At 38.8% G+C, this 14,634-nt stretch carries 9 protein-coding genes; 5 read left to right on the forward strand and 4 right to left on the reverse strand.

The window, feature by feature from the left end:
* On the forward strand, positions 1-1,221 hold a 1,221-nt coding region (locus DB895_RS13175; protein ID WP_133242679.1), incomplete at its 5' end, for a T9SS type B sorting domain-containing protein.
* 272 nt (positions 1,222-1,493) lie between these two features.
* Positions 1,494-7,748 carry a T9SS type B sorting domain-containing protein gene (locus DB895_RS13180; protein ID WP_116725838.1) on the forward strand — a complete coding sequence of 2,085 codons (6,255 nt, stop codon included), beginning with the start codon at positions 1,494-1,496 and terminating at the stop codon, positions 7,746-7,748.
* A 135-nt stretch (positions 7,749-7,883) separates the two neighbouring features.
* Here the strand turns inward: DB895_RS13180 and htpG are convergent, their stop codons facing one another.
* Positions 7,884-9,770 (reverse strand): molecular chaperone HtpG, encoded by a 1,887-nt coding sequence (gene htpG, locus DB895_RS13185; RefSeq protein ID WP_116725839.1) that lies wholly within the window; start codon positions 9,768-9,770, stop codon positions 7,884-7,886.
* A gap of 173 nt (positions 9,771-9,943) precedes the next feature.
* Here htpG and DB895_RS13190 point away from each other — a divergent pair, with 173 nt between their 5' ends.
* Both DB895_RS13190 and DB895_RS13195 read left to right on the forward strand, forming a co-directional pair.
* The gene (locus tag DB895_RS13190) at positions 9,944-10,423 is read left to right on the forward strand and encodes a lipocalin family protein (protein ID WP_116725840.1); all 480 of its coding nucleotides are present in this window, start codon (positions 9,944-9,946) and stop codon (positions 10,421-10,423) included.
* 17 nt (positions 10,424-10,440) lie between these two features.
* Positions 10,441-11,130: an OmpA family protein gene (locus DB895_RS13195; protein ID WP_116725841.1), complete on the forward strand. Its 690-nt coding sequence runs from the start codon at positions 10,441-10,443 to the stop codon at positions 11,128-11,130.
* Between the two features lie 149 nt (positions 11,131-11,279).
* Here DB895_RS13195 and DB895_RS13200 read toward each other — a convergent pair whose 3' ends face one another.
* The 3 genes from DB895_RS13200 to prfB form a co-directional block, all read right to left on the reverse strand.
* On the reverse strand, positions 11,280-11,474 hold the full coding sequence (locus tag DB895_RS13200; RefSeq protein ID WP_116725842.1) for a hypothetical protein: 195 nt from the start codon (positions 11,472-11,474) through the stop codon (positions 11,280-11,282).
* Positions 11,475-11,741: 267 nt separating this feature from the next.
* Complete coding sequence (mnmD, locus tag DB895_RS13205) at positions 11,742-12,404, reverse strand: tRNA (5-methylaminomethyl-2-thiouridine)(34)-methyltransferase MnmD (protein ID WP_116725843.1); 663 nt, start codon at positions 12,402-12,404, stop codon at positions 11,742-11,744.
* Positions 12,405-12,422: 18 nt separating this feature from the next.
* Positions 12,423-13,521, reverse strand: a protein-coding gene (gene prfB / locus DB895_RS13210; RefSeq protein WP_116725844.1) for a peptide chain release factor 2 whose coding sequence is annotated in 2 segments (ribosomal slippage) — positions 12,423-13,457 and positions 13,459-13,521 — 1,098 coding nt in all. Because the reading frame shifts where the segments join, the coding sequence is not laid out codon by codon here.
* Between the two features lie 90 nt (positions 13,522-13,611).
* Here prfB and DB895_RS13215 point away from each other — a divergent pair.
* A complete protein-coding gene (locus tag DB895_RS13215) occupies positions 13,612-14,631 on the forward strand; it encodes a threonine aldolase family protein (RefSeq protein WP_116725861.1) in 1,020 nt (339 codons plus the stop codon).
* Positions 14,632-14,634: the final 3 nt, after the last annotated feature.

A 14,634-nucleotide genomic window follows, 5' to 3' on the forward strand; every position in this document is an offset into this window, starting at 1 on the left:
GCTGCAACGGCAATTAGAACTGTGACGATAACTGCAGCTCCAAATGCGGGAATTTTGAGTGGTGTTCAAACCATTTGTTCTAATGGAACTACGACCTTCTATTCAACTCAATCAGGGGGGACATGGTCATCGTCCGATACCGCAATCGCAACGGTTGATGTTGCCGGAACCGTTACGCCTGTTGCTGCAGGAACTGCAACAATAACATATACGATGAATGGGTTAGGCAGTTGCTCTGCTGCAACGGCAATTAGAACTGTGACGATAACTGCAGCTCCAAATGCGGGAATTTTGAGTGGTGTTCAAACCATTTGCTCTAATGGAACTACAACTTTTACTTCAAATGGAGATTTAGGAGGATCTTGGTCATCATCTGATGCTTTAATAGCAACGGTTGGTACTGCCGGAATCGTGACGCCTATTGCTGCAGGAAGTGCAACAATAACGTATAAAGTAACGGGAAGTGGTGGTTGCTCTGATGTAACAGCAACAAGAACCGTAACAATAACTGCAGCTCCAAATGCGGGAATTTTGAGTGGTGTTCAAACCATTTGTTCTAATGGGACTTCAGTTTTTTCTTCCAATGGAGATGTAGCAGGAACATGGGTTTCATCTGATGACACAATTGCAACGGTAAATGCTACTGGAACAGTAACGGGCATGGCTTCCGGAAGCGCCACCATTACTTATATAGTAACTGGAGCGGGAGGTTGTATTGATGCAAAAATAACAAGATCGGTAACTGTAAATAATCCTACGGTAACTATCACTGCCAGTTGTGTCGAAACTGATTATACTTTGGTCGCTACGACATCGGATAGTAGTCCAACTTATGCTTGGTATAAAGGAGGAACATTGTTAGCAGAAACATCAAATACTTTAGTTGTAAAAACTACCGATAACTACAAAGTTGTAATGAATAGCGGTGGATGCCCAGCTGAGGCAACTGAGAACGTTACTTTTTTCTACTGTGAGATTCCAAAAGGGATTTCTCCAAACGGTGATGGTAAAAATGACGTGTTTGATTTGAGTAATTTTCACGTGAAAAAACTTGAAATTTTTAACAGATACGGTATCAAAGTATATAGCAAATCTAATTATAATAAGGAGTGGAACGGAACTACCGATGGCGGACAAGAATTACCGGATGCTACTTATTACTATGTTGTGGAATTTGAAAATGGGACAACTAAAACAGGATGGGTTTATATTAATAAATAATTTTTAATGGCTCATTTTTTAATGAATTTTAAAATAGGAATACCCTGAATTCAATTAATGTTTTAAAATGTAACACGGTGTTAATTTATCCTACAAAGTCTTTTATTGACCTTGTAGGATTTTTAACTTGATTTATAAAAAAACCTATACGGTTTTTTTACTGCTTGTAGGATATCGTGATGTTAATGCAATAAAATTAGAATTAAACTCTATTTTTATCGAAGGATTTGTACAGGAAATAGTATTATAATTTATCAAAATATTACAAATTAATGAAATTTAGAATCAAAATCACCCTAGTGTTTATTACCGTTTTAAGTTTGTTTTCTTGCCAAAAAACGTTTTCTCAGTGCTTCCAAATTGAGAGTGTATTGGTGGCGGCTTGTGTAACTCCGCTTCCCGCTCCAAACGATGAAGGGCTTAATGAAATGGTACGATTCCAAGTAGGTTCTTCACCTCTCAACACAAATAACTTAAATGTTTCATGGCCTGTTGCTACCGCTCTTTGGAAAGGCGTTATTCAAAATGCAACATCTGCAGCAAAAGTTGCGCAATTGAATGCCGACATACTTGCAGCAGGAGGGGGCGGGAAATTACTTGAACCCCCTGGAGGAATAGTTCCAGCAGGTGGAACAGTCATTCTCGTGAGTAGTTATAATATGAATACGGTTTCAAATTCATTTGGAGCTTTGGCAGATACCATTTATATTATTTTTCAGAATAATCCAGCAACTGTAAGTGGGCATATTAGTAATACTAAAGATGGAACTCTTAATATGTCCTTTTCAGGAGCAGGAGGGTGTTCTGATTCGGTTAATATTGTTGCTTCAAAGTTGGTCGATAACTCATTAGGGAAAACTGCAGGTGCAATTGTTAACTATACACCTACAGGAGCTGCAACGTATGTGAATTACGGCTGTGTGGCCCCTGTCGCTATTTTTACGGTTGATGCAGGAACCACTCCAATAAGCGGATGTCCAGGAAGCAAAGTTTCTCTTTCAGGAAATGCCGTAGGGCAACAATCGGTAGCTTGGTCGGCTAATCCCATCGGAGGTGTTTTTTCGGCGGGCACTTCGTTAAGTACAGATTATACAATTCCTGTGGGGGCTACTGGTACAATTGTCTTGACTTTGACTGCCACAAATGCCGCTGGCACTAATATAAGCGACACCGTAACTTTGAATATAGGTTCAGGCGCTTTAACTATTACCAATCCTGCTTCTGTCTGTTCCCCTGCAACTGTCGATATTACATCGCCTGCAGTAACAGCTGGAAGTACAGGTGGAGGAACGTTGACATATTGGACAAATGCTACAGCAACGAGCACTTTAACAACGCCAACGGCTATAACCGCCAGCGGAACATATTACATTAAAACTACAGTCGGAACTTGTATTGATATTAAACCTGTTGTCGTTACTGTTAATACATCTCCAGTTCTAACTATCACCAACCCTGTTTCTGTCTGTTCTCCTGCAACTGTCGATATTACTTCGCCTGCAGTAACGGCTGGAAGTACTGGAGGAGGAACACTAACGTATTGGACCAATGCAACAGCAACGAGCACTTTGACAACACCAACGGCAATTGCCACTAGCGGAACCTATTACATCAAAACCACAGTAGGAACTTGTGTTAATATTAAGCCAGTCGTAGTTACCGTTAATAACTCTCCGGTTTTAACCATCACCAATCCAGCTTCTGTCTGTTTCCCTGCCACTGTCGATATTACTTCGCCTGCAGTAACATCAGGAAGTACCGGTGGAGGAACGTTGACGTATTGGACCAATGCTGCAGCAACGAACACATTGACGACACCGACGGCAATTGCCACTAGCGGAACATATTATATTAAAAGCACAGTGGGAACTTGCACCGATATTAAACCTGTTGTGGTTACAGTTAATACCTCTCCGGTTTTAACCATTACCAATCAAAGTATAGGATGTGGTGTTACAACCGTTGACATTACTGTGCCGGGGGTTACAACTGGGAGTACCGGAGGAGGAACGCTCACTTATTGGACTAATGCAACAGCAACAACTGCTCAGGCCAGCCCTAATGCGGTTGGTGCCGGAACATACTATATAAAGAGTACTTCAGGAACCTGTTTTGATATTAAACCTGTAACGGTATCTCTTGTTGGGGGTACTATTGCACCGCCAACGGTAGTTCCTGTTACCTATTGTCAAAATAGTGTAGCATCCCCATTAACGACTCTGTCTGGAGCGACCTTAAATTGGTACGGCACTTCTGCTACAGGAGGCACCGCATCTGCAACTGCACCAACTCCATCTACAGCCACGGTTGGGTCTGTAACCTATTACGTGAGTCAAACTGTGGGAACCTGTGAAAGTGCCCGTGCAGCCCTTGTTGTAAATGTGGTGGCTAATACGGGGGCAACAATAACGATAGTATGTGATCCTACCCAAGCCACAACAGCCAATTCAGTGTTTTTTGATTGGAATAATCCTCCTGGATTTAGCCCTAAGTGGTTATACACATATTCCATTAATGGGGCTCCATTAGTTAGTGGAACTGCTAATACAACCCATTTGGAAGTGTTTGGTGTAGCTCCTGGCCAAAACGTAACTCTTACCATAACGTCAGTGGTGGGATTTCCTTGTATAACAGTCCCACCTATGACTTGTGGTTTGCCAGCAGGTTGTCCAACAACTACAACTCCCACTTTTAATACAATTTCAACTTTAATTTGCTTTGGGTCAATTCCTCAAGCATTACCTCTAGTTTCTGATAATGGAATTACAGGAACTTGGTCGCCAACTAAAGTAAATAATTTACAAAGTGGAAGTTATACATTTACACCAAATGCAGGACAATGTGCTACAAATAAGATATTGCCTATTACTGTTGTGGCAAATACAGGTGCAACAGCAGCTAATTTTAAATGTGATCCCACTCAGGCAACAACAGGAACTTCACTATTTTTTGACTGGTCACCAGTAGCAGGTTGCACGGGAGATTACTATTCCTACTATACAAAGAGTGGTGATCCAACTCTTTATTATGTTAATGATAAGCTTAGTTCATATGAAGTTCTTAATTTAGATTATAATCAAAACGTTACTTTTATTATTTATAAGGTAACTGGAGTTCCTTGTTTCTCTCCTCAGTCTGTAACTTGCGTTATTCCCTGCCCAGCAAGAATAGAACCTGTTTTTGGTATTAATTCATCTTATTGCTCCGGTTCTGCCCCAATTCTTTCAAAAACATCTCTTAATGGTGTTACAGGAACTTGGTCACCAGATATTGTAACTAATGAAGTAAAAAGTGCACATTATATATTTAAGCCAGACCCTATTCTTTTTCCTTGCGCAAATACATTAGATTTACCCATAAATATACGGGAAAATATTAATTCCACGTTTAATATTCCGCCTGTGGTTTGTCAGAATACGATTGCAGAAAAATTAGTATCATCTATTGATGTTCCTTCGATTCCTGGAACTTGGAATCCAGCTGAGGTAAGTACAGTAAACTTAGGGACTTCTGATTATACTTTTACCCCAACATTTGGTGTGTGTGCAAATCCTAAAACTGTTAGTATTACAGTTATTCCAAATTTAGCTCCAGTTTTTGACCCAGTTGCCGATATATGTTCTGGTGCAACGCTTTTACCATTGCCTACGACATCAAAAAATGGAATAATTGGAACTTGGTCTCCTGCTTTGGATAACACTAAGACTACAATTTACACTTTTACCCCAAAAGTTATTGATGTATGTACTCCAAAAGTTTTCTTAACGATTACAGTTATTCCGAAAGATATTCCCGTTTTTACACCCGTTGCAGCCATTTGTTCAGGAAGTGCCTTATTGCCTTTACCTACAACATCAGATAACGGTATGACGGGTACTTGGTCTCCCGCTTTGGATAATACTAAAACGACAACCTATACTTTTACGCCAACGGCAATAGTGGGGCAATGCACCACAACAGCTGATTTAGTGATTACGGTGAATCCAAAAGTTATACCCACTTTTACTGCGGTTTTACCTATTTGTTCAGGAGTCACTTTATCACCCTTGCCAACGACTTCAATTAACGGAATAACCGGAACTTGGTCTCCCGCTTTGGATAATACTGCGACGAAAACTTATACCTTTACTCCAACGGTTGGTTTGTGTGCCACAACGGCTGATTTAAAGATTACGGTCAATCCAATTGTAATTCCTACGTTTGCCCCTGTTGCTGCCATATGTTCAGGAACAACACTATCTCCCTTGCCTACGACTTCAACTAATTTAATTACCGGAACTTGGTCTCCCGTTTTAAATAATACTGCAACGACAACCTATGCATTCAAGCCAACAGCGGGACTATGCGCCTCGGCAACTGCATTAGAGATTAAAGTAAATGCGAAAGTCATACCTACTTTTACTGCCGTTCCTGATATTTGTTCAGGAACAACACTATCTCCTTTGCCTACGACTTCAAATAACGGAATAACTGGAACTTGGGCTCCTGCTTTGGATAATACTGCAACAAAGACCTATACTTTTACTCCGACGACAGGTTTATGTGCCACAACGGCTGATTTAAAGATTACGGTAAATCCAAAAATCACACCCACTTTTACTGCAGTTTCACCTATTTGTTCGGGAGTCGTTTTAATGGCCTTGCCTACGACTTCAAATAACGGAATAACCGGAACTTGGTCCCCCGCTTTGGATAATACTGCCACTACAAAATATACTTTTACACCGACGGCTGGTTTGTGTGCCATTCCAGTAGATTTGACCATTACCGTCAACCCAATCGTAACGCCTGTTTTTAGTCCAGTATCCCCAATTTGTGCTGGAACAGTATTCACTTTGCCAGTATCCTCCACTAACGGAATTACAGGAACTTGGTCTCCAGCATTTGATAATGCGGTAAGCAAAACCTACACGTTTATACCAGATCTAGGACAATGTGTTTCAGCAACGCCTATAAAACTAGTAATCACTGTTATTTCTTTACCTGTCGCATCCGCAACACCAAGTGTACAATCCATTTGCTCCGGTGATACTTCGGCAATTGCGCTAACAAGTAGTATCGCAGGGACAATTTTTGATTGGACTTCGGTACAAACCAGTGTTAACGGAGCTAGTTCAGGAACCGGTACTACTATTTCACAAACTTTAACAGCATTAGGCAATAACCCAGGTAGTGCCGTCTATTCGATTGTGCCTACTGTGAACGGTTGTAAAGGATTGCCAATTATAGCGACTGTCACGGTGAATCCCATACCTGTTGTAACTGCGAATACAACTTTATTGCCTATTTGTTCTGGAAGCGCTACCGATATTGCGTTAACCAGTAATGTTGCTGGAACTACTTTCAGTTGGACGGTCGTTCCAAAAGGGGTTTTAGGTGCTTTGTCAGGAAGTGGTACCACGATTGCCCAAACGATAAAAACGGTTGGCCTAACTCAAGGGACTGTTGATTATTTGATAACACCAAAGGCAAACGGTTGTGTCGGAATACCAATTACGGTTACTTTAACAGTGAATCCCACTCCAGAAGTTTTCGGATCTACGGGAACGACCATTTGCAGCGGAGAAACTACCAGTATTTCCCTCTCTCCAAATATTCCTGGAACCACATTCGCTTGGACGGTTCTTCCGACAGGAGTGATTGGGGCAGTTGACGGAAGCGGAGATGTAATTAATCAAACTCTCGAAGCAGACACTGTTCCGGGAAAAGCAATTTATACAATAACACCAAGCCTTAACGGCTGTGATGGAAAATCGATAAATGTAACCATAAATGTTAATGCAGCTCCAGTACCGGCAATCACAGACGGTATTATTTGTGCGGAACAAGTCACAAACACTACCTTCAAATCCTATACTTTAAGCACCGGATTAAGCAACTCCAATTTTGATTTCGAATGGTTCTTGGGCGGTGTACTTATTGATGGAGCGGTTTCGAGCAGTTATGAGGCCAAAATTGCGGGCTCTTATTCTGTAATTGTGACCAATACCTCGACTGGTTGCGTTTCTAAAGAAGTTACTGCAACAGTGGTTACCAATTATCCGGCTGATAACCCTTTCTTGGCTACCGTAACAGATGCTTTTACACAAAATTCTGTTATAACAATAGCCGTAACTGGAGGTACGGGACCATTTCTCTATCAGCTCGATTTAGGGGCTCTTCAGAGTGAAAATGTATTTATGGGAGCTAGTAGTGGCTTTCATAATGTAAAGGTAACAGACCCTCAAGGGTGTACCAATATGAGTCAACCAGTGACAGTAATTGATTATCCAAAATATTTCACTCCAAACGGAGACGGTATTAATGACACTTGGAATATCGGAAGTTTGAACGATCCAACTGCCAGTATTTTTATCTATGACCGATATGGAAAATTGATTAAACAAATTAGCGCTTCTAATGGGATGGGATGGGATGGAACTTATAATGGGAAACAACTGCCGTCGACGGATTATTGGTTTACGCTAAACTATTTTGAATCTAATACCAATAAATCGTTTAAAGCACATTTCACATTGAAAAGATAAAAGAAACTTTAGATTTTCAATACATAAAAGACCCTGTAAACTTTCGATTACAGGGTCTTTCTTTTGCTTTATGTTTTTAATCTAAGTCTTTTTTTAATCTGCGACCCGAACGATTTTATAAACGAAATGAGGTACTTATTTTATCATTTCAAAACTTCTTTTTACAAATGCCGTTAGAGCTTCGCCTTTCAATAAGTTTTGTGATAATTTGGCCAAATCCAATGCTTGTTTTACCAAACTTTCTTGCGCTGACTTGTCTTCGGTAGCAAGAATGGTTGTTGCTAATTCCGAATTGGTATTCACCACCAAATTATACATTTCTGGCATATTTCCCATTCCGAACATTCCTCCGCCGCCTGATTGGCTCATTTCTTTCATTCGACGCATAAATTCAGGTTGCGTGATGATAAACGGAGAGGCATTGCTGTCTAAAGCTTCCAATTGTACGGAATAGGTTTGTTTTGGCACAATAGTTTCTAAAACCGTTTTTAAACTTTCTTTTTCTTCATCAGACAATTTAGAAATGGCAGTTTCTTCTTTTTTGATTAAATTATCAATATGATCAGAATCTACACGAACAAAAGTGATGTCTTTGTTGTCACCTTCAATTTTCTGGATTAAATGCGAAATAATAGGGGAGTCCAATAACAACACTTCATAGCCTTTATCTTTGGCAATTTCGATATATGAATGTTGTGCTTCTTTGTTTCCAGCATATAAAACAACCAGTTTTCCGTCCTTGTCAGTTTGTTTGTCTTTTAGATTTTCTTTCAGTTCTTCTAAAGTAAAATATTTGTTGTCAACCGTTGGATATAAAACGAAAGCACCAGCTTTTTCATAGAACTTGTCTTCGGAAAGCATTCCGTATTCTAAAACGATTTTAATGTCATTCCATTTCTTTTCAAAATCCTCCCGGTTTTCGGTGAATAATGATTTTAATTTGTCGGCTACTTTACGAGTGATGTAATTCGAAATTTTCTTAACCGAGCCATCCGCTTGCAAACTGGAACGGGAAACATTCAAAGGAATATCTGGAGAATCAATTGCCCCTTTCAGCATGGTTAAAAATTCAGGAACAATCCCTTCTACATTATCCGTTACATATACTTGGTTTTGATATAACTGAATTTTATCCTTTTGAATTTGTAAATCGGAACCTAACTTTGGAAAATATAAAATTCCTGTTAAGTTAAACGGATAATCTACATTCAAGTGAATGTTAAATAACGGTTCTTCAAATTGCATAGGATACAATTCATGGTAGAACGTTTTATAATCTTCCTCTGATAATTCAGATGGTTGTTTAGTCCAAGCAGGATTAGGGTTGTTGATGATATTGTCAACTTCAATTTCCTCAGCCTTTACATTTTCTGGAGCATCTTCGGCTAAGGGGAGTGTTTGTTTCTTAGTTCCAAATTTAATTGGAATAGGCATGAATTTATTGTATTTATTCAACAATTCCTTGATTTTGTATTCTTCCAAAAATTCTAAAGAATCTTCGGCAATATGCAAAACAATCTCCGTTCCACGAGTGGTTTTGTCTGATGCCTCTAAAGAGAATTCGGGGCTGCCATCACAAATCCAATGTGCCGCAGGTTCATCTTTGTATGATTTTGTGATGATTTCTACTTTAGAAGCTACCATAAAGGCAGAATAAAAACCAAGACCAAAATGACCGATGATTCCGGAATCTTTGGCAGAATCTTTGTATTTTTCAAGGAATTCTTCGGCGCCTGAAAATGCCAATTGGTTGATGTACTTTTCTACTTCATCGGAAGTCATACCAATCCCCTGATCGATAATGTGAAGTTTTTTGCCTTCTTTATCAATTTTTACTTCAATAATTGGGTTTCCATATTCTACTTTGGCTTCACCAATGCTCGTTAAATGTTTTAATTTTAGGGTAGCATCAGTCCCATTTGAAATTAACTCACGCAAAAAGATCTCGTGATCGCTGTATAAAAATTTCTTGATTAAGGGAAAGATGTTTTCTACCGAAACGTTAATTTTTCCAGTTGTCATATTTTTTTGTTTTTTAAGTTAAATTTTAAATATTGACTCAAATAAGATACCAAATAGCTGTAAATGACAAATTGTCGCAACTGTTAATTTTATAATAAAATAATTTAATTTTGAAAGGATATACTTCTTATACGTTTGTATATTTGCAAAAGTTAAATTTTAAAATTAAAACGATGAAAAAAATTATTTTGTTGCTTGCATTGAGTACGTTGATCTTTTCGTGTAAACCTAAGGCAGCCGTTACAAATAATAAGGTAGATAATAAGTCCCAAGTTGCCATTAAAGGAAATTGGATCTTATCTTCAGTAGCTTATCCCGGGTCTGAATACATTAAAGTGAATTCTTTTCAGATAGCAGATTCAAAATGTTTCGAGGGAAGTACTTGGAAATTTGTGTCTAATAATGATTCAGGGCAAATGGCTTTGACAAAATCAGATTGTACAGCATTTACATCACCAATTAAATGGTTTGTCAATAAAGACGGACAGTTTGTTTTGAAAATCATATATGCTGGCGAAAAAGCTAAAAAAGTAAGAGACGGATATGTGCTTTCTCTTGCGGCACAAACACAAGAATCGTTTCAGTTAATTGACAAAATTAATGTGGGAGGAAAAATGACTGATGTTGTTTATCAATTTAATAGAGTAAATTAATTTAAAAAAAATAAGGTATGAAAAAGATTTCAATAATGGTGCTTGCTTTGATAGTAATGTCAGGTACCCTTTTTACAAGTTGCGAAGCAATAAAAAACACAAATAATGCCCAAAGAGGTGCCGGTATTGGCGCTGTGGGTGGAGCTATTTTAGGAGGTGTTCTTGGGAACAATGTTGGAAAAGGTGGAAATGGTGCTCTTGGAGCCGTTCTTGGTGGTGTTGTTGGTGGTGTTGCAGGTGGTGTTATTGGAAATAAAATGGACAAGCAGGCTAGAGAAATTGATGCGGTGCTTCCTGGTGCAGATGTAGTTCGTGTTGGAGAGGGAATTAAATTGGTTTTAAACGAGAATGCAGTTCGGTTTGATACCAACAAATCGACTTTGACCTCAACGGCTAAGGCTAATTTGGATAAATTAGTTAAAGTTTTTAACGAGTATCCTGACACTAATATCGTTATTTATGGTTATACAGACAGTACGGGTTCTGCAGATTATAATTTGAAATTATCAGGCGAAAGAGCTGCTTCAGTAAAAAATTATTTAGCATCCAAAGGATTGAATTCAAGTAGGTTTAGTGTAACTGGTTTAGGAATTGCTGACCCAATTGCTTCTAATGATACTGCGGATGGTAGAAGTCAAAATCGTCGTGTAGAATTTGCCATTACAGCAAATGACAAAATGGTTCAAGAAGCCAAAGACGGAAAATAAAAATTACTTTCTAAAAAAGTTTTATAAGCGGTTTCAAAAATGAAACCGCTTTTTTTTTGTTGTAAATGTAATAGTTGCAACAGTAAAGTATAAAAAAACCGCCGAGCGAGCGCGGCGGAATGAATTGGCTATTGTCGATTCAATTTTTATTAATTTACAATACTTATGTATTGCTGTAATTCAGGATGTTCGAAAGTGAAGCTCTGAAGCCATTTTCTCAATTGCTCAATTTCATAGGGCAATAAATTTTTTATTGCTTTTTTTAATTCTTTACAAAAAAGAATTGGATCAAAACTGACTCTCTCAAGTACCGATTTGGTGTAGTCATAAATCATTCTAGGCATGGTAATAAGATTAGGGGTTATCTTAAATAAGAACGTATGTAAATATAACATAAATTATAATTATTAACAAAATAAATTGTTAAAAAAATATCGATTAATTACTTAAATAAGCGTTTACTGGCGTTAATTTTAATTAAGACTATGAAATAACTTACTAAATTGTGCCAGAATTTAGAGTAGAATCCCATAACGGCTTTATACTAGTAAAATAAAAGCAGGAACGAGACTCCAGAGACGTTTTTGTAGAATCAAATGATTGAAAAAAATCTATAATTTTGTGGCTCGAAACATTTCACGTTTGCCGGGCGGTCCTTGGAGTTTTTCAACTGTAAAGCCCACTTCAATCATACTCCTTTTTACCACACCACGAGCAGCATAGGTGACCAGTACTCCCTTAGGTTTAAGAGCTGTGTGCATTTTTCTAAAAACTTCGGTACTCCACAATTCCGGTTGTACCCTATAACCGAAAGCGTCAAAATAAATCAAGTCAAACTGTTCTACATCATCAATTTCCTCGAACAATTGTTTTCTTTTGGTTAAAGAAAATTCGTTTGTAAGGATGTTTTTCTCTTCCCAAGTGGAGGAATGCATTTTCTCGAAAACCGCTCTGTCATTTGTGGCATTCAATTCCTCAACATAATTCATAGATAGCACTTCATCAGTAGAAACAGGATAGGCTTCCACACCTACATAATCTATAGATTGTCCCATTTTTGGTGCTTCCAAAAAAGTGATAAATGAGTTTAAACCAGTGCCGAATCCTATTTCTAAAATGGCAACTTTTGCATTTTTAAACAAGGAAAGTCCGTTTTTTATAAATACGTGTTGGGCCTCTTGAATTGCCCCATGCTTGGAATGATAACATTCGTTCCACTCCTGCAAATGGATGGTTGTGGAGCCGTCGAGCGTTTGGATAATTTCTCTTTTCAAAATAATTCGATTTATAATCTATTCGTCGCTCTTTTGTCCCATCATCATCAGGTAGGCCTTCAGGAATTCGTCTATTTCCCCGTTCATCACTCCGTCAACATTGCTGGTTTCATAGCCAGTACGCACATCTTTGACCAATTTATAAGGGTGCATGACATAATTCCGGATTTGCGAACCCCATTCTATTTTCATTTTTCCAGCTTCAATATCCGCGCGCTGTTCCTGTTGTTTTTTTAATTCAATTTCATACAACTGCGAACGAAGCATTTGCATGGCTCTTTGCCTGTTATCTTGTTGTGAACGCGTTTCAGAACATTGAATTTGAATTCCGGTCGGTTTATGCACCAATTGTACTTTGGTCTCCACTTTATTCACATTTTGCCCTCCAGCTCCACTAGAGCGTGAGGTTATAATTTCAATATCGGCAGGATTAATTTCGATTTCGATGCTATCATCAACAAGCGGATACACATATACCGAAGCAAATGAAGTGTGACGCTTGGCATTGCTGTCAAACGGGGAAATGCGCACCAATCGATGCACTCCATTTTCGCCTTTCAAGTATCCAAAAGAATAATCTCCTTCAAATTCCAGAGTTACGGTTTTGATTCCAGCGGCTTCTCCTTTTTGGAAATTCAGTTCCTTAATTTTGTACCCATATTTTTCACCCCACATCATGTACATTCGCATGAGCATTTCGGCCCAATCGCAGCTTTCCGTCCCACCAGCACCTGCAGTAATTTGCAGTACAGCACTTAAAGAGTCGCCTTCATCAGACAACATGTTTTTGAATTCAATGGCTTCTATATGGGTATTGGTAAGACGGTATTGTTCGTCTAATTCTTCAGTGGTAAGTTCACCTTCTTTATAGAATTCGTAGGCCAATTGCAATTCGTCTGTCATTTCGACCGCCTTATTGTAATCTTCCACCCATTTTTTCTTGGAACGAAGGGTTTTTATGTATGCTTCGGCTTCTTTGGGATTGTTCCAAAAATCGGGAGCTAACGTTTTTTCTTCTTCGTTGGTAATTTCTATCAGTTTGGCATCAACGTCAAAGATACCTCCTCAACGCACCAAGGCGCTCCACAATACCTTTTATTTGTTCGGTAGTTGTCATAAATTATGTAATTTTGTAATCGCAAAAATAGTATTTTTTTGCGTAGTAGAGCCATAGAAAACCGTGGCTATTTTAAAAGATACATTCAATATGAAAATAAATTTAGTTAGCGATACTGTTACAATACCAAGTGAGGAAATGTTGCGTTATATGTTTAATGCCAAAGTGGGAGATGACGTTTACAAACAAGACCCCACGGTCATTGCGTTAGAGGCTCAAGTCGCTGAAATGTTTGGGATGGAAGCTGCATTGTTTTTTCCTTCAGGAACGATGGCCAATCAAACGGCGATAAAATTACATACCCAGCCAGGAGAACAACTCATTGCCGATAAATGGGCACATATTTATAATTATGAAGGTGGTGGCGTGTCCTTTAATAGCGGGGTTTCCTGTAGTTTGCTCGATGGAGATCGCGGGATGATTACTGCCCATCAAGTGGAAAGAGCGATAAACAATCCCGAGTTTTATCATAGCCCGTTGACTAGCTTGGTTTGTGTGGAGAATACCACCAACAAAGGCGGTGGAGCTTGCTATGATTTTGAAGAGTTTAAGAGGATAAAAGCCGTTTGCGACTCCAATAATTTGAAATTCCACTTGGACGGAGCTAGGATCTGGAATGCTTTGGTTGCCACAAATGACAATCCGAAAGCTTATGGCAACGTGTTTGACACCATTTCGGTTTGTTTGTCTAAGGGTCTTGGCGCGCCAATTGGTTCCCTTTTGTTATCGGATAAAGCCACAATAAACCGAGCCTTGCGTATCCGTAAAATATTGGGTGGTGGCATGCGTCAAGTCGGTTATTTGGCGGCTGCAGGAATTTATGCCTTAAGCAATAATATAGAAAGATTGGCTGATGATCATAGGCGAGCCAAGGAATTGGCGAATGTTTTGCAAAAATTGCCTTGGGTTGCCAAAGTAGAACCTGTTGAAACCAATATTCTGATTTTTTCGGTTCGGCCCAATGTAAATGAAGCGCTATTGATAGAAAAATTACAACAAAAAGGTATCTCCATAAGCTCTATGGGCCATGGAAAATTGCGGATTGTAACCCATTTGGATTATCGGGAAGTGATGCATACCTATGTAATGGAAACACTTTTGAAATTATAAGGT

This window comes from Flavobacterium psychrotolerans, assembly GCF_003097635.1.
GTDB lineage: Bacteria > Bacteroidota > Bacteroidia > Flavobacteriales > Flavobacteriaceae > Flavobacterium > Flavobacterium psychrotolerans.

Excerpts from the sequence above, each read along its gene's own strand:
- DB895_RS13180 (WP_116725838.1), top strand. The coding sequence starts at position 1,494 with ATGAAATTTAGAATCAAAATCACCCTAGTGTTTATTACCGTTTTAAGT.
- htpG (WP_116725839.1), bottom strand. The coding sequence starts at position 9,770 with ATGACAACTGGAAAAATTAACGTTTCGGTAGAAAACATCTTTCCCTTA.
- DB895_RS13190 (WP_116725840.1), top strand. The coding sequence starts at position 9,944 with ATGAAAAAAATTATTTTGTTGCTTGCATTGAGTACGTTGATCTTTTCG.
- DB895_RS13195 (WP_116725841.1), top strand. The coding sequence starts at position 10,441 with ATGAAAAAGATTTCAATAATGGTGCTTGCTTTGATAGTAATGTCAGGT.
- DB895_RS13200 (WP_116725842.1), bottom strand. The coding sequence starts at position 11,474 with ATGCCTAGAATGATTTATGACTACACCAAATCGGTACTTGAGAGAGTC.
- DB895_RS13215 (WP_116725861.1), top strand. The coding sequence starts at position 13,612 with ATGAAAATAAATTTAGTTAGCGATACTGTTACAATACCAAGTGAGGAA.